General features: G+C 70.7%; 34 protein-coding genes. 16 read left to right on the forward strand and 18 right to left on the reverse strand.

The features are described 5' to 3' along the window. Positions 1–24: 24 nt before the first annotated feature. Both EAD96_RS09400 and EAD96_RS09405 read right to left on the reverse strand, forming a co-directional pair. The gene (locus EAD96_RS09400; RefSeq protein WP_121683987.1) at positions 25–882 is read right to left on the reverse strand and encodes a PhzF family phenazine biosynthesis protein; all 858 of its coding nucleotides are present in this window, start codon (positions 880–882) and stop codon (positions 25–27) included. 2 nt (positions 883–884) lie between these two features. Next, complete coding sequence (locus EAD96_RS09405) at positions 885–1,484, reverse strand: TetR/AcrR family transcriptional regulator (protein ID WP_121683988.1); 600 nt, start codon at positions 1,482–1,484, stop codon at positions 885–887. 106 nt (positions 1,485–1,590) lie between these two features. Between EAD96_RS09405 and EAD96_RS09410 the strand changes: the two genes are divergently transcribed. Together EAD96_RS09410 and EAD96_RS09415 are read left to right on the forward strand one after the other, a co-directional pair. Beyond that, positions 1,591–1,968 carry a DUF4267 domain-containing protein gene (locus tag EAD96_RS09410; RefSeq protein WP_120570251.1) on the forward strand — a complete coding sequence of 126 codons (378 nt, stop codon included), beginning with the start codon at positions 1,591–1,593 and terminating at the stop codon, positions 1,966–1,968. 28 nt (positions 1,969–1,996) lie between these two features. Beyond that, a complete protein-coding gene (locus EAD96_RS09415; protein WP_121683989.1) occupies positions 1,997–2,464 on the forward strand; it encodes an SAM-dependent methyltransferase in 468 nt (155 codons plus the stop codon). Between the two features lie 26 nt (positions 2,465–2,490). Here EAD96_RS09415 and EAD96_RS09420 read toward each other — a convergent pair whose 3' ends face one another. Further along, entirely contained in the window at positions 2,491–3,288 is a 798-nt protein-coding gene (locus tag EAD96_RS09420; RefSeq protein WP_233585598.1) for an SDR family NAD(P)-dependent oxidoreductase, read from the reverse strand. 78 nt (positions 3,289–3,366) lie between these two features. Here EAD96_RS09420 and EAD96_RS09425 point away from each other — a divergent pair, with 78 nt between their 5' ends. Together EAD96_RS09425 and EAD96_RS09430 are read left to right on the forward strand one after the other, a co-directional pair. Beyond that, complete coding sequence (locus EAD96_RS09425; RefSeq protein ID WP_121683990.1) at positions 3,367–3,771, forward strand: helix-turn-helix domain-containing protein; 405 nt, start codon at positions 3,367–3,369, stop codon at positions 3,769–3,771. A gap of 96 nt (positions 3,772–3,867) precedes the next feature. Further along, complete coding sequence (locus tag EAD96_RS09430) at positions 3,868–4,365, forward strand: DinB family protein (RefSeq protein ID WP_121683991.1); 498 nt, start codon at positions 3,868–3,870, stop codon at positions 4,363–4,365. Between the two features lie 39 nt (positions 4,366–4,404). Here EAD96_RS09430 and EAD96_RS09435 read toward each other — a convergent pair whose 3' ends face one another. The 3 genes from EAD96_RS09435 to EAD96_RS09445 all read right to left on the reverse strand — a co-directional run bounded on the left by EAD96_RS09435 (position 4,405) and on the right by EAD96_RS09445 (position 6,593). After that, complete coding sequence (locus tag EAD96_RS09435; RefSeq protein ID WP_199733110.1) at positions 4,405–4,782, reverse strand: MmcQ/YjbR family DNA-binding protein; 378 nt, start codon at positions 4,780–4,782, stop codon at positions 4,405–4,407. A gap of 126 nt (positions 4,783–4,908) precedes the next feature. Continuing rightward, entirely contained in the window at positions 4,909–5,652 is a 744-nt protein-coding gene (locus EAD96_RS09440; protein ID WP_121683993.1) for an SDR family NAD(P)-dependent oxidoreductase, read from the reverse strand. Between the two features lie 419 nt (positions 5,653–6,071). Continuing rightward, positions 6,072–6,593 (reverse strand): hypothetical protein, encoded by a 522-nt coding sequence (locus EAD96_RS09445; RefSeq protein ID WP_233585599.1) that lies wholly within the window; start codon positions 6,591–6,593, stop codon positions 6,072–6,074. A 219-nt stretch (positions 6,594–6,812) separates the two neighbouring features. Here EAD96_RS09445 and EAD96_RS09450 point away from each other — a divergent pair, with 219 nt between their 5' ends. Next, on the forward strand, positions 6,813–7,640 hold the full coding sequence (locus tag EAD96_RS09450; protein WP_121683994.1) for a hypothetical protein: 828 nt from the start codon (positions 6,813–6,815) through the stop codon (positions 7,638–7,640). Positions 7,641–7,780: 140 nt separating this feature from the next. Here EAD96_RS09450 and EAD96_RS09455 read toward each other — a convergent pair whose 3' ends face one another. Next, positions 7,781–8,533: a GNAT family N-acetyltransferase gene (locus EAD96_RS09455; RefSeq protein ID WP_121683995.1), complete on the reverse strand. Its 753-nt coding sequence runs from the start codon at positions 8,531–8,533 to the stop codon at positions 7,781–7,783. A 364-nt stretch (positions 8,534–8,897) separates the two neighbouring features. Between EAD96_RS09455 and EAD96_RS09460 the strand changes: the two genes are divergently transcribed. Both EAD96_RS09460 and EAD96_RS09465 read left to right on the forward strand, forming a co-directional pair. Next, positions 8,898–9,374 (forward strand): DinB family protein, encoded by a 477-nt coding sequence (locus tag EAD96_RS09460; RefSeq protein WP_162959104.1) that lies wholly within the window; start codon positions 8,898–8,900, stop codon positions 9,372–9,374. A gap of 73 nt (positions 9,375–9,447) precedes the next feature. After that, a complete protein-coding gene (locus EAD96_RS09465; protein ID WP_121683996.1) occupies positions 9,448–10,428 on the forward strand; it encodes a hypothetical protein in 981 nt (326 codons plus the stop codon). A gap of 60 nt (positions 10,429–10,488) precedes the next feature. Here EAD96_RS09465 and EAD96_RS09470 read toward each other — a convergent pair whose 3' ends face one another. Both EAD96_RS09470 and EAD96_RS09475 read right to left on the reverse strand, forming a co-directional pair. Continuing rightward, a complete protein-coding gene (locus EAD96_RS09470) occupies positions 10,489–11,070 on the reverse strand; it encodes a dihydrofolate reductase family protein (RefSeq protein ID WP_121683997.1) in 582 nt (193 codons plus the stop codon). 88 nt (positions 11,071–11,158) lie between these two features. Beyond that, positions 11,159–12,388, reverse strand: a complete 1,230-nt coding sequence (locus EAD96_RS09475) for an MFS transporter (RefSeq protein WP_121683998.1) — start codon at positions 12,386–12,388, stop codon at positions 11,159–11,161. A 79-nt stretch (positions 12,389–12,467) separates the two neighbouring features. Here EAD96_RS09475 and EAD96_RS09480 point away from each other — a divergent pair, with 79 nt between their 5' ends. The 3 genes from EAD96_RS09480 to EAD96_RS09490 all read left to right on the forward strand — a co-directional run bounded on the left by EAD96_RS09480 (position 12,468) and on the right by EAD96_RS09490 (position 14,347). Further along, entirely contained in the window at positions 12,468–13,085 is a 618-nt protein-coding gene (locus EAD96_RS09480; RefSeq protein WP_158614785.1) for an ABATE domain-containing protein, read from the forward strand. Between the two features lie 112 nt (positions 13,086–13,197). Next, entirely contained in the window at positions 13,198–13,560 is a 363-nt protein-coding gene (locus EAD96_RS09485; RefSeq protein WP_121684000.1) for a nuclear transport factor 2 family protein, read from the forward strand. 133 nt (positions 13,561–13,693) lie between these two features. Beyond that, a complete protein-coding gene (locus EAD96_RS09490) occupies positions 13,694–14,347 on the forward strand; it encodes a Type 1 glutamine amidotransferase-like domain-containing protein (protein ID WP_120570265.1) in 654 nt (217 codons plus the stop codon). Between the two features lie 15 nt (positions 14,348–14,362). Here EAD96_RS09490 and EAD96_RS09495 read toward each other — a convergent pair whose 3' ends face one another. After that, positions 14,363–15,295 (reverse strand): AEC family transporter, encoded by a 933-nt coding sequence (locus EAD96_RS09495; protein ID WP_121684001.1) that lies wholly within the window; start codon positions 15,293–15,295, stop codon positions 14,363–14,365. 160 nt (positions 15,296–15,455) lie between these two features. Continuing rightward, complete coding sequence (locus EAD96_RS09500) at positions 15,456–15,800, reverse strand: helix-turn-helix domain-containing protein (RefSeq protein ID WP_199733111.1); 345 nt, start codon at positions 15,798–15,800, stop codon at positions 15,456–15,458. A 165-nt stretch (positions 15,801–15,965) separates the two neighbouring features. Between EAD96_RS09500 and EAD96_RS09505 the strand changes: the two genes are divergently transcribed. Both EAD96_RS09505 and EAD96_RS09515 read left to right on the forward strand, forming a co-directional pair. Next, entirely contained in the window at positions 15,966–16,562 is a 597-nt protein-coding gene (locus EAD96_RS09505; RefSeq protein ID WP_121684002.1) for a GIY-YIG nuclease family protein, read from the forward strand. Positions 16,563–16,803: 241 nt separating this feature from the next. Continuing rightward, positions 16,804–17,454: a hypothetical protein gene (locus EAD96_RS09515; RefSeq protein WP_199733112.1), complete on the forward strand. Its 651-nt coding sequence runs from the start codon at positions 16,804–16,806 to the stop codon at positions 17,452–17,454. Between the two features lie 110 nt (positions 17,455–17,564). Here EAD96_RS09515 and pyrE read toward each other — a convergent pair whose 3' ends face one another. The 4 genes from pyrE to EAD96_RS31490 are packed head-to-tail and all read right to left on the reverse strand — an operon-like array spanning position 17,565 to position 18,860. Next, positions 17,565–18,089, reverse strand: a complete 525-nt coding sequence (gene pyrE, locus EAD96_RS09520) for an orotate phosphoribosyltransferase (protein WP_121684003.1) — start codon at positions 18,087–18,089, stop codon at positions 17,565–17,567. Positions 18,090–18,115: 26 nt separating this feature from the next. Next, the gene (locus EAD96_RS31160) at positions 18,116–18,289 is read right to left on the reverse strand and encodes a hypothetical protein (protein WP_199733113.1); all 174 of its coding nucleotides are present in this window, start codon (positions 18,287–18,289) and stop codon (positions 18,116–18,118) included. Next, positions 18,286–18,504 (reverse strand): hypothetical protein, encoded by a 219-nt coding sequence (locus tag EAD96_RS09530; protein WP_121684005.1) that lies wholly within the window; start codon positions 18,502–18,504, stop codon positions 18,286–18,288. Before EAD96_RS09530 ends, EAD96_RS31160 begins: the two co-directional genes overlap by 4 nt. After that, a complete protein-coding gene (locus tag EAD96_RS31490) occupies positions 18,501–18,860 on the reverse strand; it encodes a hypothetical protein (protein ID WP_368666025.1) in 360 nt (119 codons plus the stop codon). The genes EAD96_RS09530 and EAD96_RS31490 overlap by 4 nt, the downstream gene beginning before the upstream one ends. A gap of 219 nt (positions 18,861–19,079) precedes the next feature. Between EAD96_RS31490 and EAD96_RS09540 the strand changes: the two genes are divergently transcribed. After that, positions 19,080–20,207, forward strand: a complete 1,128-nt coding sequence (locus EAD96_RS09540; protein ID WP_121684007.1) for a DNA-binding transcriptional regulator — start codon at positions 19,080–19,082, stop codon at positions 20,205–20,207. After that, positions 20,204–20,782, forward strand: a complete 579-nt coding sequence (locus tag EAD96_RS09545) for an HD family hydrolase (RefSeq protein WP_121684008.1) — start codon at positions 20,204–20,206, stop codon at positions 20,780–20,782. Before EAD96_RS09540 ends, EAD96_RS09545 begins: the two co-directional genes overlap by 4 nt. Positions 20,783–20,934: 152 nt before the next feature. On the opposite strand, the gene EAD96_RS09550 is transcribed toward EAD96_RS09545, so the two are convergent. From EAD96_RS09550 to EAD96_RS09560, 3 genes are all read right to left on the reverse strand, one after another. Then, positions 20,935–21,420 (reverse strand): N-acetyltransferase, encoded by a 486-nt coding sequence (locus tag EAD96_RS09550; protein WP_147457858.1) that lies wholly within the window; start codon positions 21,418–21,420, stop codon positions 20,935–20,937. A 39-nt stretch (positions 21,421–21,459) separates the two neighbouring features. Beyond that, on the reverse strand, positions 21,460–22,086 hold the full coding sequence (locus EAD96_RS09555) for a VOC family protein (RefSeq protein WP_121684010.1): 627 nt from the start codon (positions 22,084–22,086) through the stop codon (positions 21,460–21,462). A 76-nt stretch (positions 22,087–22,162) separates the two neighbouring features. After that, positions 22,163–22,762, reverse strand: a complete 600-nt coding sequence (locus tag EAD96_RS09560) for a TetR/AcrR family transcriptional regulator (protein ID WP_121684011.1) — start codon at positions 22,760–22,762, stop codon at positions 22,163–22,165. 88 nt (positions 22,763–22,850) lie between these two features. On the opposite strand from EAD96_RS09560, the gene EAD96_RS09565 reads away from it, so the two are divergent. Together EAD96_RS09565 and EAD96_RS30985 are read left to right on the forward strand one after the other, a co-directional pair. Continuing rightward, positions 22,851–23,909, forward strand: a complete 1,059-nt coding sequence (locus EAD96_RS09565) for an aldo/keto reductase (RefSeq protein WP_121684012.1) — start codon at positions 22,851–22,853, stop codon at positions 23,907–23,909. Between the two features lie 73 nt (positions 23,910–23,982). Next, positions 23,983–24,144 carry a hypothetical protein gene (locus tag EAD96_RS30985; protein WP_158614786.1) on the forward strand — a complete coding sequence of 54 codons (162 nt, stop codon included), beginning with the start codon at positions 23,983–23,985 and terminating at the stop codon, positions 24,142–24,144. Positions 24,145–24,403: the final 259 nt, after the last annotated feature.

Genomic DNA, 24,403 nt, shown 5'->3' on the forward strand with positions numbered 1-24,403 from the left:
CAGGTGAGCGTGGCCCGCTGCCCGTCACCGCACGTCCTCCTCCGGGATGGGCACGGCGGTGCCGGTCACCGCGATTCCGGCGCCCGGTCCGGCGGGGATGCCGACGGTGAGCAGGCTCGGTCGGCGCATGTCCTCGCCCTGCCGCACGGTGACCGTCGCGGGCGGCTGCACCAGGCCCAGCTCGCGCAGGTAACCGCCGAACGCGGCGGCCGCCGCCCCGGTCGCGGCGTCCTCGACCACGCCGCCGGGCGGGAACGGGTTGCGCGCGTGGAACACCAGCGGAGACTCCTGGTGCACCAGGTCGATCGTCGTCCAGTCCCGCTCGGCCATCAGCGCGCTCAGCGCGGCCATGTCGTAGTCCAGGTCCGCCAGGCGCTTGCGGGTCGCGGCGGCCACGATCGGATGCCAGGCCCCGGCGTACGCGACACGCGGCGGCAGCGTCGCGTCGAGATCGTCCGGCGACCAGCGCAACGCGGCGAGCAGCGCCGCCAGGTCGCCGGCGCTCAGGGGTACGGTGCGCGGCGCGACGCTGGTCAGCGTGGCGGTCGTGGTGCCGTCGGCCTGCACGGTCGTGGCGACCTCGACCAGTCCGGCGCGGGTGTCCAGGTGCAGCACGCCGGGGCCGTGCCGCTGCGCGTAGGCGACCGCCGAGGCGATCGTCGCGTGGCCGCAGAACGGCACCTCCGCCTTCGGGCTGAAGTAGCGCACCGTGAACCGCCCGGCCCCGCCCGCGGGTACGAGGTACGCCGTCTCGGAGTAGCCGACCTCGGCCGCCACCTGCTGCATCTCCGCGTCGCCCGCCCCGGTCGCGTCCAGGACGACACCGGCCGGATTGCCACCGGCGGGGTCGGCGGTGAACGCCGCGTATCGGAGAACGTCCATGATCACGATCCTAGGCCAGCGGCCCCGTCCTCGGCTGTCCCGAACCGGGCGACGAGGAAGTCGAGTCGCTCCTCCTGCCCGCCCGCCGGGACACGGCCGCTGCGGGACAGCACCGTGATGCCGTGCAGCGCGCTCCAGAGAACCTCCGCGGACAGCTCCCGCCGCTCGTCTGCGGGGTCGAAGCAGCTGACGAACTCGTCGAAGCAGGCTCGCAGCGGCGGCGGGGTCTCCGCGCTGGCGAACCGCAGTTCGGTGGGCAGGACGAACATGGCGTCGTACAGGGCCGGCCGCTCGGCCGCGAAGTCCAGGTAGGCGCGGCAGACGGCGCGCAGGGACCGCCCGGGATCGGGCGCGGCCTGCCGTGCGCGGCTCAGGTGGGTGGCGAGTTCGGTGAACCCGTCCAGGGCGACCGCGGCGACGATGGCGTCCTTGCCGTCGAAGTGGCTGTAGAGCACGGGCTGGCTGTACTCGACCCGGTCCGCCAGCCGCCTGGTGGTGACCGCCTCCCAGCCCTCGGTCTCGGCCAGCTCGCGCGCGGTGGCGACGATCAATCGATGACGCTGCGCCCGTTCACGTTCGCGGCGCTCGCTGATTGCGGACATGACCCGATCCTAGCAGCGCTAGACATCCTGTCGTCAGCAACCTATCGTCGCTCTCACCGCTAGCGCCGCTAGCCGCCCACCGCCGTCACCGAGGGGGACACCACCCATGCTCACCACAGTCGCCACAGTGCTCGCCGGGCTGATCGGCGCGGGCTGCGTCCTCATGGGAGTGCTCGCCTTCCGGGCGCCGCAGGGCGCCGCCGGCTTCGGCATCCCCGACACGCCGACCGAGGACCCGACCTTCCGGGCCTGGCTGACCGTCAAGGCCGTACGCGACATCGCCTCGGGCGTCTTCATCCTCATCCTGGTAGCCGGCGCGACACCCCATCTGCTGGGCTGGTTCATGCTCGCCGCCACCGGCATACCCGTCGGAGACGCGCTGATCGTGCGCCGCAGCAACGGCCCCGCGACCGCCGTCTACGGCGTCCACGGCGCCACCGCCCTGGTGATGCTGGTGATCAGCGCCCTGCTGCTCGCCGCCTGACCGGCCACACGGAACGGAGAATCCGATCATGCGCAACTTCGAGATCACTTCCATCGGTACGGTCCGCAACGACCGGACGGACATCCAGCACAGCGACAACTGGGGTGCCGTCCGCAGCACGATCGTCGTCGACGAGCGCTTCGGCGAGGCGTGCCTCCAGGGCCTGGATGAGTTCTCCCACGTGGAGGTCTTCTTCGTCTTCGACCGGTTCCCGGACGGCGGCGACTTCCGGGAACCCCGCCCCTACCGCGGCCGGGCCGACCTGCCGCCGATGGGCGTGTTCGCCGGTCGCGGTCCGCGCCGGCCGAACCGCATCGGCGTGACCTGCTGCCGGATCGAGTCCGTCGACGGCCGCGAGCTGACGGTGGTGGGCCTCGACGCGGTGTCGGGCACGCCCGTCGTCGACCTGAAGCCGGTGCTGAAGGAGTTCGTCCCCGCCGACGTCCGCCAGCCGGAATGGGTCGACGACATGATGTCCGAGTACTTCCAGCCGTAGCGTCGGCGCGGCGCGCGTACAGGCGCTCACCGCAGGAGCCTCTCGGTGAGGTCCATCAACCGCTCGGCGTCGTGGGGGTCGAGGGTCGGGAAATCGGGCGGAAGCCGCTTCCCCCGGTCGACGGCGGTCACCGGCGCGGTCGGCGGCGCGTCCAGGAACCGGTGAATCGGCGCCACCGCGTCCGCGACGGGCCGGGCGGCGACCGCCGCCGCCACCGCGAGCAGCCCTCGTACCACGAACGGGAGCGCGCTACGGTCACCGCTCCTGGTGAACCCGGGATGGTAGAGCACGTATCGGGCGCGGCTACCGGACCGCTGGGCGAAGCCCACACCGAGCAGGTCGTTTGCCCGGCCGGCCTGCAACTGCGCGGCGACGGCCGAGTAGCCCGCCGTCATCTGCGGATCGGCCCATCTCACCCCGCCTTTCGTGACCCCGACACCGGCGACGTTCACGATCACCGGCGCGGTCGCCCGGTCCAGGGCCGGACGCAGACCGAAACTGAGCAGGTAGCGACTGACGTAGTAGAGCGCGAACGTGCGCTCCAGTCCCTCCACCGTCACGACGCGACGCGGCGCCACCGCATTGGCGAACAGCGCCAACGCGTCCACGACCCGGTGCTCGCCGAGGATGTGCTCGACGGCCTGCCGCGTCTCGGCCATGCTGGACAGATCGACGGGACGGAAGGCGATCAGGCCGCCGGCCATCGCCTCGCCACGTTCACGGTTGCGGCCGAGCACCAGGACGCGGTCGCCACGTTCGGCCCGCCCCAGGGCGAACGCACGTCCCATGCCGTTCGTGCCGCCACTGACCACCACGACGCCCACGTCGCCCCCTTATCGTCTTGCTCATCGGCCTGCCTCATCCTGGGCAGCAGGTCGGCGGAGGCGGAAGAAGGCACTTTCATGTCCACAGGTGACACCGATGTGAGCGCCTCGCTGCACGATCACCGGCTGCCGATGCCGGTTCCGGCCGGCGAGTACGACCGCTGCCCGGTCACCGACCTGCTGCGGCGGACGAGCGACAAGTGGACGCTGCTGCTGCTCACCCTGCTCGGCCGGCATCCGCACCGGTTCAACGAGTTGCACCGGGCCGTCGAGGGCATCAGCCCGCGCATGCTCACCCGGACACTGCGCGCGCTGGAGAGCGACGGCCTGGTCGAACGTGAGGTCTTCCCGACGGTGCCGCCGAGCGTCGAGTACCGGCTGACGCCACTCGGTGTCAGCCTTCTGGATCCGCTCTCCGCGCTGGCCGACTGGGCGGTCGCCCACCACGCCGAGATCGTCGCGGCACGTCAGCGGTCCGCCTGAGAAACGCTGCGCTCATCCGCCCGCACGAGGGCACCCGCGACACCGGTCCGGCGTTCGCCGGCCGGGTGGCGGGCGTCGATCTGGAATGCTCAGTCCATGCCGTCCTTTCCGCCCACGTTCTCCGCCGAGGTCGTCGCGCAGCCGATCCAGGCCCAGTTCGAGGTGTTCCTCGACGAGCACCGCGACGCGCTCGACCGCTGTCTGGACGGGCTGACCGAGGAGCAGGCGCGCCGATCGCTGGTGGCCTCCCGGACCACGCTGCTGGGTCTGGTGAAGCACGCGACCTTCGTCGAGAAGGTCTGGTTCGACGAGGCCGTCACGGGCCGGTCGCGTGCCGAGATCGGCATCCCCGAGCGGTCCGAGGACTCGTTCCTCCTCGACGACGGCGACACGATCGCCGGCGTCCGGCGGGCATACCGCGACGCCCGCGACGCGTCACGCCGGGCGAGCTCCACGCGGGGTCTGGACGACCTCCTCACCGGGCACCGGCGGGGCCCGCTTCCGCTGCGCTGGGTGTACCTCCACGTCCTGCGCGAACTCGCCCAGCACTGCGGGCACGCGGACATCCTGCGGGAGCAGATCCTCGACGGATAGCGGGCAGCCGGCGGTGGCCCGCCGTCGAGACGGCCGGCGTCACGCGCCGGCGCCCGCGTCGGGGTCACCGGTCGACGATTCGGGGGCACGCATCCGCCACGCGTCGGTGACCAGTTCCGTCAGACGCTCGACGCCGACGTGCGCCAGCCGCAGCATGACCAGGGGTGACCCGTCGTACGCGGGCGTGGTGAAGAACAGGTCGGGCTCGCCGAGGAGCAACGCCTGCTTCTCCGCCTCGTCGCCCACGTACAGCACGGCGATGTCGGTGCGGATACGTCGCGGCCGACCGGGCGTGCGCTCGGGATACGACCAGACGAACCCCTTGCCGGCGACCCGGAAGTCGAAGCCGTCACTGTCGATCTCGACCACGTGCGGCAGCGACAGCGCCACCCGGCGGACGTCGTCCGCGTCAGCCACGACGGCCACCCCGGTACACCGCCCTCCGCACCGGAACAGCCTAGCTGCCGCCTCCGACAGGTGCGGCCCGTCCCCGGTGAGGCGAGTGGGGACGGGCCGCGGCCAGTACGCCGGGAAGGGAGCCGATCAGATGGTGAATCCGCCGTCGACGTTCACCGTCGCGCCCGTGACGTAACGCCCGTCCGGGCCGGCCAGGAACGCCACGGCGGCGGCCACGTCGGCCGGCTGCGCGTAGTGGCCGAGCGCGGTGAACCCGTTGATCGTGTCCGCGTCCGGGCCGTCGGCCGGGTTCAGCTCGGTGTCCGTGGCACCGGGGTTCACCAGGTTCACCGTGATCGCTCGACCGCCGAGTTCGCGCCCGAGCGCCTTGGTCAGACCGATCAGGGCGGTCTTGCTCATCGCGTAGAGCGAGAAGCCCGGGAAGACCGCCCGCTCGGCCGTGTTGCTGCCGATGTTGACGATCCGCCCGCCCGCCGACATGTGGCGCACCGCGGCCTGCGAGGCGACGAACGGCGCCCGGACGTTCACCGCGACTGTCTGCTCGAACTCGTCGAGACTCAACTGCTCCAGCGGCCCGAGCAGGAACGCGCCCGCGTTGTTGACCAGGATGTCCAACCGGCCCAGCTCACCGGCGGTCCGGTCCACCGCCGCGATGACCGCTGCCGGATCGGCGCTGTCGGCCCGCACGGCGATCGCCCGCCGTCCCACAGCCTTGATCTGTTCCACCACGTCGTCGGCGCGACGCTGGTTCTGCTGGAACGTCAGCGCCAGATCGGCGCCGTCCTCGGCCAGGCGCAGGGCCACCGCCGCGCCGATGCCACGGCCACCACCGGTGACCAGAGCTACCTTGCCGTCGAGTGCGTTGTGCATGGTGGAAAGCCTGGTCGACAACGGGCCGGCTGTCCGGCGGGGATCGGACGCCGCGTTCGTGACACCGCACGGACGCCGCGAGTGGCCGGTGACCGCGTGCGGTGGCTCAGTCCGTCCGGTCCTGCGTGACGGTGCTGCGCACGGGAGTGCTCGACCACAGCGCCCGCAGTGGCGGGTAGTGCCGCAGCTCCCATTCGGCTTCGCCGATCGCGCGGTCCCGTCCGGGGCCGGGCCGGCGGAAATCGAAGCCGGTGTCCTGCGCGTGAGCCGGTCGAGGTCGGCGAGTGCGGGTGCGTCCGGGAACACCAGGTCCAGCCTCACCTGCCAGTACTCCGGCTGGTACCAGTCCGTCTCGCTCCGGTTCTCGCGCACGTCGACGGCGAGACGCGCGCCACGAAGCGCTACCGGTCGAGGTCCGGTCAGGCTCGGTCTCGCAGCCGCGCGGGCGCGCCCCCGTACAGCCGGACACGGTGGTCGACGTCGCGGTCCGGCTCGCCGTACCCGAAAGGCGCCCCCGTGCCGTGACCCACGTGCACGAGCCATTCCTCGTAGTACCAGCTCGGGCTGCACGCGCATCCGGTGAACCGGAAGTTGGCCCGGTAGCGGCCGACCTGTCCCGGTGCGAGCGTGAACAGCCGCGCCGACCCCGGCGCCCGCGGATACGCCGCCGATCCGGGCAGCCGGTCCACGACGACCGACGCCCGATCGTGCCCGAGCCACAGTCCGACCTCGCGGGCCGGCGCGACGCCTCCGGCGCGTACCCCTTCCCGGTGTTCGTAGCCGGCCTCCTGGTCGGCGAGCACGTCGTGGACGACCACCTCGGCGTCCGGAAGCGGCCGGGGCGGCGGCATCGCCCGGACGAGGCCGCGGCGGGCGTTCGCCGCGGGCGCGCCGCGGGCGGCGGCGGTCCACCGGACGCGGACCCGCTGAATGAGGATCACCGCCCAGGTGTACCCGTAGCGCGCGGCGGCGGCCAGCCGATAAGGCTCCCGAGCCCGCCGCGCGAGCGGGGCACCGTCCGCTCCGGACGCCGCTACGATTCGGCGATGGCCGACGCGGACCGCGCAGAGCAGCGACGGGAGGAACCGGTGTCCGGTTGGACTCGGGTGTCCGTCAGTTACTGCCAGTACGACGTGTCCGCAGTGCCGGGAGAGACGGGCATGCCCGTCTACACCCTCGGTGACGGGCTCCTGCACGTCGGTGGGCCGTACCAGTTCACCGGCTTCTGTGGCCTCCACACCGGTGGGATCGAGGTGCGTGCGCGTGTCCTGCCCGGCCCGCCGACCGAGGTCGAGGCCGGGTGGGACGCGATCAGTGAGGCGACCCTGTGGAGTCCCTTCGGTGAGATGTCGGTCGTCGGGCTCATGGGCAGTCCCCCGGACGCGCTCACCGGCCTCGCCGTCCCCCGCGGGCTGGTCCGGGTGCGGGTACACGCCCGCAACCGGCTGCACGAGACGGTACGCACCGACCAGGACCCGCCCGAGCAGCACGAGCTGCACATCTGGGCGGTGACCGAGGAGACGCGACGGCGCACCGTACTGGCCGGTCCGGATGACCGCGGTTGGGAGCAGAAACCGGCGAAGGCTGCCGAGTGGGCCCTGCTGTCCCTGGTCGCGGACGACGAGGACGACGAGGGCCTGGACCGGGTGACTGTGGTCCGTCACCGGCCCGCGCCCGTCGAGGTCCTCGCGACGGTGCTGCCGGCCGGCGACCTGGCGATCCGGCTGGAGCACGTCGACGACGAGAATCTGCGGTGGACGTGGACGACCGCCGACAGGCCCGTCTCCCCTGAACCGGTAGTCACGCTGCCGGACGGCGAGCCGAGTACGGTCCGGCTGACCTCCGGCCCGGACGGCTTCACGCTGCGCCACGAGGGAGTGCCGGGCCGGCACGCCTTCGCTCTCGGCGTGATCTGGGACCACCTGCTCGACAGCCCGGGGTCGTACCCGTGGGCCGAGACGCCGCATCGCCCGCCCTCCCCATCCTGATCGCCCCCGGCCTGGACCTTTCTGCGGCACAGGGCACCGGCCGCCGCCCCGTGCCGGCGGTGGACGGCGCAGCAAGGTCGGCCTGCCGCGGTGGCCCGGGCCTCGGTCGTCGAACCTCAGCCCGGGCGCCTCGGCGCGGCTCAGTCCATCGCTGTGTAGAGCCGTCGACCGCCGGGCCGGTAGCCGACGCGCTCGTAGACCCGCCACGAATCCTCGCCGCCGGCCTCCAGCCAGGCGACCTCCGCACCGGCGTCGAACAGCCGCCGGGTGACGTCGGCGGTGATCGCGGACGCCAGTCCCCGGCGGCGGAAGGGCGCGCGGACGGCGATGCCGGCCACCTCGCTGACCGCGCCGACGGGCGCTGCCGCACCGCCGCCGCCCGCGCAGCCACCGTCCACGGTGACGGCCGTGACGACCACGCCGCCGGCGTCCTGCTGGCGGCGCAGGCGAGCCACGTCGGCCCCGGAGACGGCCGGATCGCCGCCGAACGCCTCGTTCTGCACGCTGATCAGCGCCGCGCGCTGGGAATCGGTAGCCGGTTCGCACAGGCTCAGGTGGTCCGGCACGGGTGGGGACGCCAGCGTGTCCGGCACGCAGACCAGGTAGGTGTGCCGGGCCTCCACGGTGAAGCCGGCGACGGTCAGCAGCGCCTCCAGATCTGGGACGCAACTGGTGACGTACTCCAGGCGGGGTCTGCGGTCGGCGGCGTGAAACGCCGCGACCAGGGCGGCGACGTCGGCCGCGGTGACGGCGGCGCCGGGACGCGGCGTCGCGTAGTTGACGTACGGACTGGTCGTCGTCGGGTCCAGCCCGATCACGAACGGCCCCACCTCGACGGGCGCGGGCCGGCGCGACAGGTTGACGACGACTGACTGTTGGATGCGGGCATCCATGCTCAACGGGAGACCTCGATGCATGAGAGAAGCTGCGACGGGCGGAGGAAACATCGGGCCGCCCCGCCGTGCCGCAGGCACACGACGGCCATCCGTCGCGTGGTCGACACTCAGGCGGCCGCTCGGCCTACCCGGATCACAGGCGTCATTCCCTCATGCAGAGTGCCCACGCGGTGCGCGTGGCCGACCGCAACCTTGCCCGTCCCAGCCCGGACGTGTCAATCGCGTGGCCGACTTCGCGGTTCTCCTCGATCGGTTCGAGGTCGACGTTCCCGTCGACGCTTGCCGGCTCGTCGATCGACTGAACGACCTCGGCGAAACTGTCGGTGCCGGCCGCTAGCCTGCCGGCGTGATGAAGGTCGAGATGGAGAAGGCCGCGCTGTGTGAGTTCCTCGAATATCAGCGTGTCAGCATCCGGGCCATCCTGGCGGATCTGGACGAGCCCTCGCTGCGCACGCCGGTCCTGCCCTCCGGATGGTCGCCGCTCGGGCTGGTGGAGCACCTCGGTCATGCCGAACGCCACTGGTTCCAGGAGGTCTTCCGCGGTTCCGTGGAGCCGTTGCCCTGGCCGGACGAGAACACACCACTGCGCACGACTCGATCGCCGTGGCAGGTCTTCGGCTTCTACCGCGACCAGTGCGACATCTCCGACGCGATCATCGCCGCGGCCCCGTTGTCGGCGACACCCGCGGGCCGGCATCCCGACGAGACGCTGGCTTCGCAGACCACCGACCTGCGACGGATCATTCTGCACGTCATCGAGGAGACCGCTCGGCACGCCGGTCACCTGGACGCCGTGCGCGAGCTGATCGACGGGCGCACCGGCCTCGGACCACGCTGAAGCGAGTCCGACGGGTGCGGTGTGCAGCGCAGACGGGCCGACCGGTTCGCCGAAGTGGCTCTATGCTGCCGCGATGCAACCCCGCTTGATCAACCAGGTGCGGCTTCCCGGCATCCGACATGTCGCGCAGGCAACCGGCCTCGGCTGGGTGGTCACCGAACAGGACCGTTTCACTGTGCACCTGTTCGACCACGAGCTGGGTCGCGTGGCGCGACTCGCGGCGCCTCTCGACGACCCGCGGATGAAGGTCAGCGCCACCCGTCGACTCGTCGCGGCGGGTGACGCGCACCAGATCGTCGTGCTCGGCCACGACGGCGTGGTGCGGTGGCGCAGCAGCTGGGATCGGCTCGGTGGCAGCGCCGACGCCGACTTCCACCTCGACGGCGACCACGTCCTCTGGATCCGCCTCGGCGACACCGAGGAACTTGTCGCCGTCAACGGCGTGAGCGGCGCGGAGATCCATCGCACGCCGCTGCCCGGTCCCGGGGCCGCGTGGTTCCTGCACGCACCCGGGGGCGTCTGGACCGGCTTGACGTTGCTCGATCCCGACCGGTCACGCGCCGTGCTGATCAGGCTGGACGCCGAGCGCATCGTGTCACGGCCGCTGGCCGGTGGCGGTCTCGCCGGTTTCAGCCCGGCCGGCGGCCGCTACCTGACCCAGACGCTCGACGGCTTCCTGTCCGTCCGCGACGTCGCCTCCGACGCCGTGGTCACAGCACGGCACCTCGAAGATCTGCCGGGCGCGCCACCGGCCCTCGCAAGCTGCCGGCACGTGGACCGTGCGGTGTTCCTGAGCGAGGAGCTGATCCTCGCCGCTCCGAACACGGAAGGCCCGCCGAACGATGCCGAGGGTCATCTGCTGCTGTCGGCGCTCAGCCTCCGGTGCCGGTCCCAGGTGCGCTACCCGCACCATCAGGGATCCGGTGCCGTCCACCCCTCGTACCAGCCAGGCCGTTGGCTCACCCGCCATCATGAGGACGATCGGCTACGGCTGTGGCAGCTCGGTGCTCGCCTCGACGACGAGCCGATGCCGGGCCAACTCGCACTGCTCTGACCCTCGGTGCGATCGGTGGATCACCGATCGCGGTGGACCGGATGCGCACCGTCCGGCCGGTCAACGGCGCACCCGGTAGCGCAGGTGCAGCACCCGATCGCCTTGGAGCACCACGTCCGGATCCTCCAGGAGGTGCTGCGCGTCGACCGACCCGAAGAAGCGCTTCCCGGACCCGAACACCACGGGTACGACGTCCATGCGTACCTCGTCGACCAGGCCCGCGGCGAGCGCCTGGCCTCCGACGTCGCCGGCGGCGACCTCGACGATGCGGTCCCCCGCCAGTTCCTGCGCCTTGGCCACGGCTGCCTCGACGCCGTCGACGAAGTGGAACGGCGCCTCGGCGTTCCAGTCCTCGGGTGCCGGCCGGTGCGTCACGACGACCACGTGGTCGATCCCGCTCGGCGGCGTCCCGTCCCAGCCGCCGGTCAGGTCGAAGACGTGCCGGCCGACGACCGTCACCGCGATCCGGTCCCAGTACGGCCGGACGTAGTCGTAGGACGTCTGCGACACCGTCAGCGCGCCGCTGTCGTCCAACGGGACGTCACCGCTCGTCAACCAGTCGAACAGCGGTCCGGGCTGGTCGTTCTCGTCCGCGACGAAGCCGTCCACCGACACCGAGCTGTACAGGACCACAGCGCCCACACCGGCTCTCCTCTGCCTCGGGTACCCCCAAGCTAGCGTGCCGTGAGCTGCCGACACGCTCACGCCCGCGATCGGTGGACGTCCGCACCTATGGAAGGGACGCGGGCCGGGAGGCGCGGCGGCCCGCGGGCGCGGGCGTCGCCGCGCCGCCCTCGCCGCCCGGCGGCGGGATGAGTCGTTCGCCGAGGGCGAGCGCGAGGGCGACAGCGCCGAGCAGGGCGCCGATCATCATCGTGCTGGCGACACCGTGGCTCTCCAGCATGAGGCCGCCGACGAAGGCGCCGCCGGTGATGCCGACGTTGACGGCGGCGGACAGCGTCGCGGCGGCGAGATCGGAGCGGCCGGGCGCCACCTGAAGGACGAGTCCGCCGAGCGCCGCGGTGAACGCGGCGAACCCCAGTCCGGCGACTGCGATCAGGACGACGGCAACCGCCGGGTGGTGGCCGAACGCGTACAGGCCGAGCAGCGCCACGCCCTGCAGTGCGACGGTCGCGACCAGGGCGGACCACGGGCTGCGGTCGACGATCGGTCCGGCAGCGAGGATGCCGAGGACGCTGGCGACGCCGCGCGCCAGCAGGATGGTCGCGATCGACGCGGCGGGCAGTCCGCTGACCTCGGTGACGAACAGGGCGATGTAGGTGTAGGCGGCGATGGCACCGCCGGTCGACAGGACGGCCACGACGACCAGGAGCCAGAATCGGCGGGAGTCGGGCGTTCTGCCCCGGCCGGCGTGCCCCTGCGCCGGCCCCGTCGACGGCAGCAACCAGGCCACCACGGCGAAGACGAGCACACCGAGCCCGGCCACCGCCAGGAACGACGCCCGCCAGCCGGCACGTTCACCCAGCCAGGTGCCGGCGGGCACGCCCAGGACCAGAGCGACGTTGCCGCCGGCGAACACGACCGCGACCACCCGTCCCTGCAGTCCGGGCCGGAACAGCTCCGCCGCGGTCGGCACAACGACCGCCCAGAACAACGCATGAGTGGCCGCAGTGGCGATCCTGGCTGCCATCAGCATGGTGAACGTACTCGTGAACACCGTGATGGCGTTGCTGACGACGAAGCCGGCCAGGAGCGCCGACAGCAACCGCCGGCGGGGGACTCTGCGCACCAGCGCCGTCAACGGGACCGAGGCGACCATCACCACTGCGCCGTACACGGTGACGAGCATGCCCACTTGGGACGGTGGCACGGCCAGGTCCACGCCCATCGGCAACAGCAGCCCGATCGGCAGCGCCTCGGCTGCCGTGTAGAGGAACGTTCCGCCGGCGAGGCCGATCAGCGCTCCCACTGCCCGCCGGTGTGCAAGCGCCTGGCCCATCGTTACCCCCTAAGCCGACTATGACGGAAACGCCCTAAGGATGTTCCCGTCGCCGGGGCAACTGGTAAAGTCGACTTTGATGGAAACAGCAGGGGTGACGCGGATGCGCCTGGTGGGCGGCGACCTCGCGCTGGACTTCCTCAACACCCGCGCCGGCCCACCCGACGGGCCTCCGGACGATGACGTGCTCACCGGCTACGCCGAGCTGATCTCCTGGAGCGTGTACGCGGGCACCCTCACCGAGACGCAAGCAGCGGCGTTGCGCCGGCTGTCCCGCGACAGTCCGGACAGCACCCACACCGCCTTCGCACAGGCACTGCGCACCCGTGACTACCTGGACGAGGTGTTCCGGCCACTGGCCGCCGGCGAGGACCCGGGCGTGGCGGCGCTGACCCGGCTGCGCGACGACGAAGCCGACGCGCTCACCCACGCACAGCTCGTGCGCGGGAAGACATTCGCCTGGTCCTGGCGGGACGACCACACGCCTGCCCGGCCCCTACGGCCGGTGGTCCACGCGGCGGTCCAGCTTCTCACCACGGGTGCGCTCGACCGGATCAAGCGATGCGCAGGCTGCCGCTTCCTGTTCATCGACGAGAGCAAGAACCGCAGCCGTCGTTGGTGCAGCATGGAGGACTGCGGAACCGCAGCGAAGATCCGCCGCTACGTCGAGGTACGACGCATCCGCACAAAACGGTGAGCACACGTGGCCACGTCGACGACACCGCTCCCCCTACCGTCCGGCGCTGCCCGCGTTCTGCTGACCGCGAAGAGGTCTTCATGCGCTCTCGTCCACCGGCCATGCTGGCTCGATGGATGTGCCGAGGCGCCCCACCTCGCAGGCCCTGCTCACGAACCTCTACGCGGCCTTCAACAGGCGTGACGTCCCCACGCTGCTGGCCGCCCTGACGCCGGACGTCTCGTGGGCCAACGGCTGGGAGGGAGGTGTCGTCCACGGCCGGGACGAGGTGGCCGCCTACTGGCGCCGGCAGTGGGAACAGCTCGAGCCCGTCGTCACGCCGACCGCGTTCGGCACGGAGGCCGACGGCCGCGTCGCCGTCACCGTTCATCAGGTCGTCCACGACAAGGCCGGAGCGAAGCTCGCCGACCACACCGTCACGCACGTCTACCGCCTCGACGACGGCTTGGTGACGGAGATGGAGATCCGCGAGTGACACCACGTCCTCGGAGGGCATGAGGGGTCGCGACAGCGATGAGTTTCGTTGCGGCTCCCGGTCTGCATACCCGTGCACCCGATCTCCCGACTCCCGGGGAGAGCGTCATGACCGCTACGTACCGGAGGCAAGCGTGAAGCTACTTCTCACATCCGCGGGCGTCCAGAATCCGAGCATCAACGATGCGCTGGTCGGCCTGCTGGGCAAGCCGATCGCTGAATCCAGCGCCCTCTGCATCCCCACGGCGGCCTACCCGATGGGCGGACCGGCCTCCGCCTGGCGCTTCATCACCGGTCAGACGCCGCTACCCATGAGCGGGCTGGGCTGGAAGTCGCTGGGCGTCCTCGAACTGACAGCGCTGCCGAGCATCGGCGAGGAGCGGTGGGGCCCCTGGGTCCGCGAGGCCGACGTCCTGCTCGTGCACGGCGGCGACGCGACGTACCTGTGCCACTGGATGCGGCAGTCCGGGCTGGCGGACCTCCTGCCGTCGCTGCTCGACACCGTCTGGGTGGGGCTGAGTGCCGGCAGCATGGTGCTCACCCCCCGGATCGGCACGGAATTCGTCGAGTGGCAGTCCGCACCCGACGACCGCACGCTGGGGCTGGTCGACTTCTCGATCTTCCCGCACCTGGGCCTCGAACCGGACAACACCATGGCCGCTGCCGAGAGATGGGCGGCCGAGATCGCGGGTCCGGCGTACGCGATCGACGACCAGACGGCCATCACGGTGACCGACGGCACCGTCGAGGTCGTCTCCGAGGGGCACTGGAGGCGGTTCCCCTCGTAGCGGTGATCGGCCGACCTACCCGAGCAGCGTCGCCGTCGCGGCCAGGGTGGCCAGCGACAGCGTCGTGGTCACCACCACCGCCCGGTTGGCCACCGCCTCACCGACGCCGTACTCCTGAGCGAAGATGAACGTGTTCTGGGCCGTCGGCAGGCCCGCGCACACCACCACGGCGAGCAACTGCGGCGCGGACAGGTCCAGGGCCAGTCCGGCCGCGTACGCGATGATCGGCTGCGCGACGAGCTTCAGCGCGCTGATCGCGGCCAGCTCGGCCGGCCCGGCCGTCTGGGCCGGTTCTGGCCGCGACGGCGCCGTGCGGTGCAGCGACGCGCCGAGCGCGACCAGGGCCGCCGGAACCGCGGCACCCGCCAGCAGGGTGAGCGGCGCGGCGGCCGCCGACGGCAGCCGCAGGCCGGCAGCCGAGCACGCGACACCGAGCAGCGACGCCAGGATCACCGGATTGCGTACGGGCAGGGAGGCGATCCGGCGGACCCGCACCCGCCCGGCCGGGTCGCTGTGCCGGTCCAGGGCGACCAGGATCACGGGCGTCACCACCAGGACCTGGAGCAGCATCACCGCCGCCAGGAACGACACGTCGCCGAGAACCTGCGTGGCGATCGGGATGCCGAGGTTCGCCGAGTTCACGTACCCGGCGGCCATGCCCCAGATCGGCCGTTCGCCGGGCTCGCGACCGAACAGCCGGCTCGCGCCGGCCCACCCGAGCCCGATCACCGCGACTGTGCTCACTCCGAAGGCGAGCAGCGAGCGGCCGGCGAACCCGGACAGCGGCATCCGCGCCAGGGCCAGGAACAGTGCGGCCGGCATCGCGAGATGGAACACGAACCGGCCGAGCACCGACGCCGCCGCCTCGCCCAGCAGGCCCCAGCGACAGGCCGCGTAGCCGACCGCGGTGAGGATCCAGATCGGTACGAACGCCGACACCAGATTCATTCGGGCGTCACCGAAGCGTCGCGCCAGGTCAGGGACCGGCGTGCATCCGGAGCGTAGAAGTCGAGGAACGCGCCGGCCGAGATCAGGTGCGCTGATCCGCCGCGGATCGCGCGGGCGCCTCGGTCACCTCGGCTCCGCCTGTCGAGGACGTCGCGAGAGGTCACTCAACCTGGTCCTCCGCATGCGTGATCAGCTGCCGCACCTGCTGCGGTGAGAGCCGGCTGGCGACAGCCACCAGGCTGCCGATCTCCTGGCTCGCCGCGTAGGCCCCTTCCCTCGCGGGGACATCCGCGACAGGCAAACCAGCGATCACCAAGAGGTCCGCCACCGGCATCTGCAATGCGGGAGCGATGTCGTGGAGGACGTCGGCTTCTGGCGGGACGGCACCACTGAGAAGCTGCCGGATCGTCGATTCAGCTCGGCCAGAGGCACGGCTGATCGCTCGTGGGGTGAGACGACGGTTCGCCACGAGGCCACGCAGGATCGACGCGGCGTCATGGTTCACCCGGTCAGACTACCGACATGGACACCGTCGTTCGTCGGCGCTGCGCGTCCTGGCTCGCCCCGTGCCGCCGGCGCGTCGACTGCCGACCCCCTGTCGGCAGCCCGGAGCCTTGCGCGGATCGGGCGGTCGCCCTGCCGCCTGATCGCGATGCCCCAAGCGCCTAGGATGGCCCCGGTGACCTTCCCCGAACGACGACCCGCCGACGTCCCGACCGACGAAGACCGGCTCGACGAGGCCCTGCGGTTGCTCTCCGGTGCACCGGTCGCACTCGATGTCGCCGTCAAGCGGCTGGCCCGCGGCAGCGGCGTCTACGCCTGGTGGGCTGCTCCCTCGGTCCTCCCCGACCTCCCCGGACCGCCGAACGACAGCGACCCGTCGTGGCGGATGCTCTACCTCGGGCGGGCAACCAGCCTGCGCGGCCGGATCCTGCGCAACCACCTGAGGCGTTCGGGCAGTTCGACCCTGCGCCGCACGCTGGCCGGTCTCCTCGTGTCCGAGGGCTACCGGACGACCTGGACCGACCGGGTCGTCCTGGTCCCCGAGGACGAGGCCCGGCTGACCGCCTGGATGCACGAGCACCTGCGCCTGACCTGGGCGGAGGACCCCGAGCCGTCGGACATCGAGGCCGAACTGGTCCGGCGTCTGCACCCGCCGCTCAACGTCCACGGCGTCGACCCCGAGCACATCCAGGCCGCAGTGGTCGCCGCCAAGAACTCGTACAACGCCAGCAGCGGCCCGGCCCAGTTCCAGCGCACGCCGTAACCCGGCACGCTGGGGGTGGAGTTCGAGCCTCACGCCGTCGATGAGGCTTCCAGGCCCGGCGGAGGAGGGCAGTCTCACGGCCGCCCCGCCCTGCTCGCGGTCGGTCGCGCAGGCCACCGTCTCGACCTGCGCGCCGACGGACCGCAGGTGTCGACACGAGGCCAGGCGCGTGCTACTCGGCGCATCCGCAGGCCGGAATTGCAGTAGCGGCGTCCGGTCCCAGGTTCGATATCGTCGCGCCGTGGCACAGACGAGGCGGTACGCCTATGTCGGGCCGGCCGAGTTCCGTGATCGGGTGGTCGCGGTGGACGCCGTCGCCGTGGACTCGGTCGCCTCCCTCGACGAGTGGCTGACTGGGCGCGACCGTCAAGACCTCGCCGAACCGGTCACTTTCGTCGTGGATCTCGATGGCGTGCTCAGACTGGCGCCGCGTCGAAGCGAGCACATCGCCCTTGCGGGTGGGCGGAACGTGCTCGCCGCAGGTGAGATGGCGTTTGCCCTGGTCGGTGGCGGCTGGCACGTCAGCGAGGTGACGAACCAGTCGACCGGCTACTGCCCCGATCCGGACTGCTGGCCCGCTGTGGCGAAGGCACTTGACCGAATCGGCGTACCCCACCCTGGACGATTGACCGACCGGGTGATCTTCCGTCGTTGCCCCGCCTGCCGTGAGCGCAACATCGTGCGGGATGACGACTTCACGTGCGCCCTGTGCGGTGACACCCTGCCCGCACGATGGAATCTGACGTCCGACTGGTCGCGTCCGGCACCAAGCCGGCGAACGAGGCCTGTCGATGACGAGCGGTCCGGGGATACGTCGACGATCGGCTTCAGATCGGCTTGGGCGACACCGAAGGCGTCCGGTGTCGGCGACCGCAGGAGCGGCGGTTCGTAGCCGTCCAGGCATCCGCGGATGATCACCTCGCCATCATGGCAGCGCGGAGGCCCGGCTTACCGCATGGGGGCCACACGTACCTGCGTCTGGAATGGACGTACGTCGGAGCCTCACACCGTCAGTGCGGCTTCCAGGTCCCGGCGGGTCAGGGCGGCGCGGAGTCGCAGCCCTTCGGCCGCCAGGTTCTCCCGGCCGCCCTGCTCGCGGTCGATGGCGCAGACCACGGTCTCCACCTGTGCACCGACGGACCGCAGGTGTCCGCACGAGGCCAGGAGCGCGCCTCCCGTGGTCACGACGTCCTCGATCACCACGACCCGCAGACCGTCCACCGGCCCGCCCTCGGCCACCTTCGCGGTGCCGTACTCCTTGGCCTGCTTGCGCACGAAGACCGTGGGCAGACCCGTCAGCTGCGACATCACCGTGGCGAGCGGGATGCCGCCCATCTCCATCCCCGCCAACACGTCGCACTCCGGAAGCAGGGCCACCATCACCTCGGCGACCTCGCGCAACAACTCCGGCTTGCCCTCGAACAGGTACTTGTCGAAGTACTCGTCGCTGGCCTGCCCCGAGCGGAGAGCGAACCGGCCGGTGAGATGGCAGGTGTCGTAGACGCGGCGCGCGAGCGGGTGAGTCACCCGCTCAGTCTCGCACCTGGCTGGAATCAAACGATCCGTCGGATGCGTACCCTTGGGCGCTCGTTACGCAGGTGACCCAGCTTGTGCTGGCGGACCTGCTCCTCCCACACCTCCTGGTCGTACTCCGGATCCGGCGCCGTCCACCGGTGCGACCCGTCGCTGTAGTGGAACTTCTCGTCGCCGGGCCGCAACACGCTCACCGCACCCACCCCAGGAACCGCCGGTGCAACGTCCCGGCCGGCGCCCAGCTCAGGTCCGCCGTGGCCCGCACCAACTGCGCCCCCAGGTACACCGCCAGCGACACCGGCGCACCCTCGTACTCGGCAAGAAGCTCCCGCCGCCGCGTCGCGCACGGCCACGGCGCACCGCACCCACCGCACGACCAGAGCGGCAGCACCGGCCCGTGGGTGCTCACCCCCGCACCCCCAGGAAGCGGGCGACGCTCGCGCGCGCCTGCCGGCTGGTCGCCCACGCGACCTGCCAGCAGGGGTACGGAGTCAGCCGCGCCCACCACAGCCGACAACCCACGCACATCCCGTCCAGACCCCGTACGTGCACCGCCAGGATCGCCTGTTCCGCAGTTCTCACTGGTCCTCCTGCGACGGCCAGTGACCGCGATTGATCGGTACGCGGTGGCGGTTGCGGCACGGCAGCTCCGCACCACACCGGCACACCCACCGCCACTTCCGCCACGACCACTTCGGGCGGTGCCGCCTCGCAAGCGTCAAGGCAACAGCGATCACGTACTGGTCGTAGGTGACTCGTCTCCACGGTGGTGTCCTCTCCCGCATCGCCGTTTCCTCCGCAGGGCAGCGGAATTCGACCGGGCCGCGAATCGCGGACCGGATCTGGAACGTTCGGTAACTGCGACGCTACGATCACGGCGTCGATCACTGGACTCACCAGCGGTACGAGTGAGCCGATCAGGAACGCCACCTCGCGGTCCGCTTCCGGCGAAACGTCGACCACCGGTCAACGTAGGGATGTCAGTTGGCAGGTCACCGCAGTTCCATGCCGCAACGCGGCGAGGTGACGGGCTACCTCCTGAAGCTCATTCGGGAATCCGTGCCGCTCACCCAAGAGCAACTCGCCGCGCATCTGGACGTGGACCGGGTGACCGTTCAGAGCTGGGAGTCGGGGCGCAGGCCGTTCACCGCCGTGCCATTCGGTCAGGCCGTTGCGATTCGCCAGCGACTCGGACGGCTCGGAGCGAACACGAAGCTGCTGGCCGCTCTCGACGATGCCGCCGAGGCAGACCTCATCCTTGCGGCACTCCTCCGGGACGACGCGGGCCACTCTCCCATCGCCGAACAACCTCTCGGCTGGTCGGTGCTGACGCACCGTCTGACCGACCTGATCCTTTGGAGCGTTCTCGGACAGACTCCGACCTTCATCCGGAGCGTCCCCACACCCCGCCGACGCGGCCCCGTGGCGACCGCCCCGCTCCTGCCCGCCGACGAGAGGAGGGCCTTCTTCGTACGCATTCGCGTGCTCGCCGAACGCTCGACCTCCGAGCGCGAGCGAGATGTCCTGCTGCACCGGCAAGCCTGCTTCCTTGCCGGCATGGATCCCACAGGCGCATCTGCGTCATGGCTCGCCGAAGGCACCAGCCGGACGGCTCGTCGGATCACCGGCTTCCACACCTGGTCGCCGCTGTGGCCCGACACGCGGTCGATGGTGACTTCCCTCGCGAACCAGGGAGACCCCGAGCCGCTGAGAGACTTCATCACCCGCGCCCACCCGGACGACGCCTGCGAGCGGGCCGCGCTCAACTACTCCGCCTACTGGGTCGGTGAAATCCCGTACCGGCATCGCGACGACTCGTTCATGCCGGCTGCTCTCGGCGACTGGCGAGGAGTCGTGCTGTTCCGGCACCTGGTCGAGCGCCTCACCATCGGCCATCCGTTTGTCGACCTCAACGTGCACAACCTCTGGGCACTGCTCATGGCGAGGCGCGGCCTCACCCACGACGACCTCGCGACCGGGCAAGCACTGGCTGGCCGGTGTGCAATGCTGCTCGACACCGACCGGCTATCCAGGCAGTCACGACAAGAACTAACGTCTATCCTCTACAGCCTCCGTGCTGACGGAGTCACCGGTACAGGGACGGGCAGATGAGCGAGGACCAGGACGCCGCAGGGGCCATGAGCTTCATCTTCGAAGCTGGCGTGCTCAAGCGCGCCGCCCGCACTGGCTGGTGGTTCGCAGGCGTGAAGCACCCCGAGTCCATCGCCGAGCATTCGTTCCGCACGGCGCTCATCGGCATGATGCTCGCGGCCATGGAGGGTGCAGACCCGGCTCGGGTCTCGATGTTGTGCGTCCTGCACGACACCCAGGAAACCCGGATCACCGACATCCCGCACATCGCCAAGCGCTACCTCACCGCTGCGCCCAACACCGCCGTCACCGCCGACCAGGTCGCCGATTGCCCGCCCGCCGTTGCCGACGTGATCAACGCTGCCGTTGCGGAGTACGAGACCGGCGAAACCCTGGAGGCGGTGGTAGCCCGCGACGCGGACAAGTTGGAGTGCCTTGTCCAAGCGGTCGAGTACCGGCACCAGGGAGTCGCGGACGTTCAGCGCTGGATCGACAGCTCGCGGGCGGCGCTCAAGACAGCGTCCGCTCACCGCCTCGCCGACGCCGCCCTGACCAGCGCACCGATGGCGTGGCTGAACCCGCCCGCCCCGGCATAGACGCCGGACGCCGCCAGCCCTCGCCAGCTTTCACACCTGCCGATGAGCGTGCGCTGCATGCTGTCGTCGCGGACCGCGATGGGAGGGCTCGGAGGTAGGTGTCTGCGACCCCATCCCTGTAAGTCCTCGATCGAGGCCGGGTGGTGGAACAGTCAGGCCGCGTCTCCTGGGTCCTGGCGGGCGGGATCGAAGGTGAGGTTGAGTAGTGCCAGGCCGGTGACGGGCTGGAAACCGATGTCGGTGTAGAGCGTCAGGGCGGCGATGTTGTCGGTCTCCGTCTGGAGTGAAACGCGATGCACGCCAGCGGCACGGGCGTTGCGGATGACGTGCTGGAGCAGGGCGTTCGCGACACCGCTACGGCGATGGTGCGGGGCCACGTAGAGGTCGCGGATCGACCATGAGGTGCCCAGCATGAGCGATGCCGGCGTGACCGTGACCGTGATGAAGCCGCGGACGCGGTCAGCTCGGACGGCGGCAGCGACGGATATCCGTTGTTGTGCGATCTGGTCGTGCAGCCAGGAGCGGGTGATCTGTGGGGTTGACGGTTGGCCGTAGTGCACCCGGTAGTCGTCGAACAGAGCAGCTACCTGATCGAACGCCGGATGGGCGATGGCTATCGGCACGATCGTCGTTGTCATGCCGTGAGTGTGGCCGACGGTCAAGCCATTGGGCCGCTGTCATCGGCCGACCCAAGTGGCGACGCACGCCTCGTTGCCCTCGGCGTCGGCCAAGATCCACCACTTCGGCGCGTGCGCATCCGAGACCAGCTGGCCACCCGCAGCCAGTGCGGCGGCGATGCGGGCCTCGGCCTGATCATGTGGGACGGCGACATCGAGGTGCATGCGGTTGCGTTGTGGACGCCGAGCATCCATCGGCTGCACCCCGAAGCCCGGACCTCGGCGCGCCGGGTCGGCCAGATAGTCGTCATCGATCTGGCGGTAACCCAGCAGCGCCCGCCAGAACGGCAGCACGTCCGCGCCGGCCAGGGCGTCGAGGGTGACGTTGACGAGCTGCACGGCGGTCGGGTCGGCGGGGATGTCCAAGTCCCTGGCGGCAGCCGAGACGCGCCGGGCCAGCGCAACGTCGCGCGACAACAGGGACACGGTGACGCCGGCGTGACGCAGGTCGATGTTGACGTACTGCTGCTCCGCGCCACCGGCGAGCCGGCCGACCTCGTTGACGAACGCTATGCCCTTGGTCAGCGAGCCGGTGCGGAAATACGCCGAGACCACGTGGTAGAGACAGCGCCAGTCCTCGACACCGTCGGCCGCGTGGAACTGCCCGGCCGTGATCTGCACCGCCATGCGGGCGAACCTAGCATCGGCTGCGGGACGGAGCGCACCGTGGTGCTTCACGCATGGCCGGCCGACGGTGAATACGTCAGTGCGGGGATTCGCCGGACCGTAGTCCGTCAACGAGGAGCGCGACCATGCGCCGGCCGTAGTCGGGATCCTCGTTGGGCATGGGCGCACAGAGTTTCGCCACCGCGTACAGCAGATCCTGGGCACTGATCTTGGCTCGGACCTCGCCGCTGGCTGTCGCGGCTTCGAGCAAGGCCTCGAGGGCCGGTCCCAGCTTCTGCATGAGATATCCGGGCAGGCCGTCGAACGCCGGATCGCCGGAGTGCAGGGCCGCGGCGAAGCCGCGTTTGGTCGCGACGAACGCGGTGAACCGATCGAGCCACTTCGCGAGGGCGACCCCCGGCTCGTGCGCGGCGGCCAGCGCCGGGGCCGCGTCGGCGCAGGCGTCGATCTCGCGTTCGATGACGGCCTTGATCAGGTCGGAGCGCTGCGGGAAGTGCCGGTAGAGCGTGCCGACGCCGACGCCGGCCAGATCGGTGATCTCTTTGGCGGGGGCGTCGACGCCGACGCTGCTGAAGACCGTCTTCGCCGCTTCGAGCAGGGACTCGATGTTGCGGCGTGCGTCAGTGCGCTTCCGACGCGGGGCGCGAACAACGAAGTCTGGTGTGTCGTCGGGCACAGCTACGCCTCCCTTGCTTTTCCGGAAAGGTTTTCCGTATAGTTCCGGAAAGACATTCCGCATACGACGATACCGCAGGGAGACGCTCATGCAGTACCGCACCCTGGGGCGGACGGGCATCAAGGTCAGCCCGTACGCGCTCGGCACGCTGATGTTCGCCACGGTGATCGGGAACCCCGATCCTGACGACTCGATCAAGGTCATTCACAAGGCGCTGGACGCGGGCATCAACGTCGTCGACACCGCCGATGCGTACGGCGACTCGGAGGAGATCGTGGGCCGGGCCCTCAAGGGACGCCGGGACAACGTCGTCCTCGCGACCAAGGTGGGCCTTCCGAGGCTGAACACGCTGCCCCGGACGCCGGGCGCAACCGCGGCCACCGACCCCAACCAGCGAGGCGCATCCCGCCGCTGGATCATGACCGCGGTCGAGAGCTCCCTGCGCCGCCTGCAGACCGACCACATCGACCTCTACCAGATCCAGCGTCCGGACCCCGACACCGACATCGAGGAGACGCTCTCCGCTCTCTCCGACCTGATCCGCAGTGGCAAGGTCCGGGCGATCGGGTCGTCCACGATGCCCGCATCCGACATGATCGAGGCACAGTGGGTCGCCGAACGACGCGGGCTGGAACGCTTCCACACCGAGCAGCCGCCCTACTCGATCCTCAACCGCAGCATCGAGAGCGAGGTGCTGCCGGCCGCGCAGCGCTACGGGATGGGCACGCTGGTGTGGGGCCCGCTCGGGCAGGGAATGCTCACCGGCCGGGTCCGCAAGGGCGAGCAGAACGACCTGCGCCGCGCCCGCTTCTCCAAGCACCTCACCGACGAGCGCCGGGTCGACGTCGTCGAACAGCTCGTCCCGCTCGCCGACGAGGCAGGCATGCCGTTGACCCACCTCGCCATGGCGTTCGCCATCGCACACCCCGGTGTGACCAGCGCGATCCTGGGCCCGCGCACGATGGAGCACCTCGACGACCTGCTCGCCGGCGTCGACGTCACGCTCACCGACGAGATCCTCGACCGGATCGACGAGATCGTCGCGCCCGGCACCGATGTCACCCGGCTCGACCAGGCCTACCTGCCCCCGGCCCTGCTGAACCCGAGCCTGCGCCGCCGGCCGGTCAGCGAGCGTGGCGCCGCCTGATCGTCAGGAACAAGTACGGTAGGACGACATCAGGCGTACGAATGCGGCGCGATGGCGTTTGAGGAGATGGGCGATGGCCGAGCGTGTGACTGCGGACCGGTTGATCCTCGTCAACGTGGTGCATCACTGGTTCTACCTGCGACAGCCCACCTTCATCGGCGCCGGACTCACCTATCCTGTGGGCATGATCATCGGCTCGACGACGAGGATCAGCGCGGCGCTCCACCCCCGTTAGGTGGCCGCGCCCGCGGCCCCGAAGGGGCGACCATGTCTCGTACAGACAAAGATGTTCCGCATTTCCCACGAATCGGCCTGCGGTCGCTGGTCGGCGGCGGAGGCCCACCGCGCTGGTTCGTCAACGCCGTCTGGACCAGCAGGGAGCGCCAGGCCGCGAGAGTTGCATGCCGCAACGCCGGGAAGGAGCATCGCGATAACGGGGGGGTCGACACCGCCCCGACCACCCGGCAACACCGACACGGTGCGCAGTGGCTCTG

The organism is Micromonospora sp. BL1, from assembly GCF_003667485.1.
In the GTDB taxonomy this organism is placed as follows: Bacteria; Actinomycetota; Actinomycetes; order Mycobacteriales; family Micromonosporaceae; genus Micromonospora; species Micromonospora tulbaghiae.

Coding starts and splice junctions, on each gene's coding strand:
- EAD96_RS09400 (WP_121683987.1), bottom strand. CDS start 882: ATGGACGTTCTCCGATACGCGGCGTTCACCGCCGACCCCGCCGGTGGC.
- EAD96_RS09405 (WP_121683988.1), bottom strand. CDS start 1,484: ATGTCCGCAATCAGCGAGCGCCGCGAACGTGAACGGGCGCAGCGTCAT.
- EAD96_RS09410 (WP_120570251.1), top strand. CDS start 1,591: ATGCTCACCACAGTCGCCACAGTGCTCGCCGGGCTGATCGGCGCGGGC.
- EAD96_RS09415 (WP_121683989.1), top strand. CDS start 1,997: ATGCGCAACTTCGAGATCACTTCCATCGGTACGGTCCGCAACGACCGG.
- EAD96_RS09425 (WP_121683990.1), top strand. CDS start 3,367: ATGTCCACAGGTGACACCGATGTGAGCGCCTCGCTGCACGATCACCGG.
- EAD96_RS09430 (WP_121683991.1), top strand. CDS start 3,868: ATGCCGTCCTTTCCGCCCACGTTCTCCGCCGAGGTCGTCGCGCAGCCG.
- EAD96_RS09440 (WP_121683993.1), bottom strand. CDS start 5,652: ATGCACAACGCACTCGACGGCAAGGTAGCTCTGGTCACCGGTGGTGGC.
- EAD96_RS09450 (WP_121683994.1), top strand. CDS start 6,813: ATGCCCGTCTACACCCTCGGTGACGGGCTCCTGCACGTCGGTGGGCCG.
- EAD96_RS09455 (WP_121683995.1), bottom strand. CDS start 8,533: ATGGATGCCCGCATCCAACAGTCAGTCGTCGTCAACCTGTCGCGCCGG.
- EAD96_RS09460 (WP_162959104.1), top strand. CDS start 8,898: ATGGAGAAGGCCGCGCTGTGTGAGTTCCTCGAATATCAGCGTGTCAGC.
- EAD96_RS09465 (WP_121683996.1), top strand. CDS start 9,448: ATGCAACCCCGCTTGATCAACCAGGTGCGGCTTCCCGGCATCCGACAT.
- EAD96_RS09475 (WP_121683998.1), bottom strand. CDS start 12,388: ATGGGCCAGGCGCTTGCACACCGGCGGGCAGTGGGAGCGCTGATCGGC.
- EAD96_RS09480 (WP_158614785.1), top strand. CDS start 12,468: ATGGAAACAGCAGGGGTGACGCGGATGCGCCTGGTGGGCGGCGACCTC.
- EAD96_RS09485 (WP_121684000.1), top strand. CDS start 13,198: ATGGATGTGCCGAGGCGCCCCACCTCGCAGGCCCTGCTCACGAACCTC.
- EAD96_RS09495 (WP_121684001.1), bottom strand. CDS start 15,295: ATGAATCTGGTGTCGGCGTTCGTACCGATCTGGATCCTCACCGCGGTC.
- EAD96_RS09505 (WP_121684002.1), top strand. CDS start 15,966: ATGGCCCCGGTGACCTTCCCCGAACGACGACCCGCCGACGTCCCGACC.
- EAD96_RS09545 (WP_121684008.1), top strand. CDS start 20,204: ATGAGCGAGGACCAGGACGCCGCAGGGGCCATGAGCTTCATCTTCGAA.
- EAD96_RS09550 (WP_147457858.1), bottom strand. CDS start 21,420: ATGACAACGACGATCGTGCCGATAGCCATCGCCCATCCGGCGTTCGAT.
- EAD96_RS09555 (WP_121684010.1), bottom strand. CDS start 22,086: ATGGCGGTGCAGATCACGGCCGGGCAGTTCCACGCGGCCGACGGTGTC.
- EAD96_RS09565 (WP_121684012.1), top strand. CDS start 22,851: ATGCAGTACCGCACCCTGGGGCGGACGGGCATCAAGGTCAGCCCGTAC.
- EAD96_RS30985 (WP_158614786.1), top strand. CDS start 23,983: ATGGCCGAGCGTGTGACTGCGGACCGGTTGATCCTCGTCAACGTGGTG.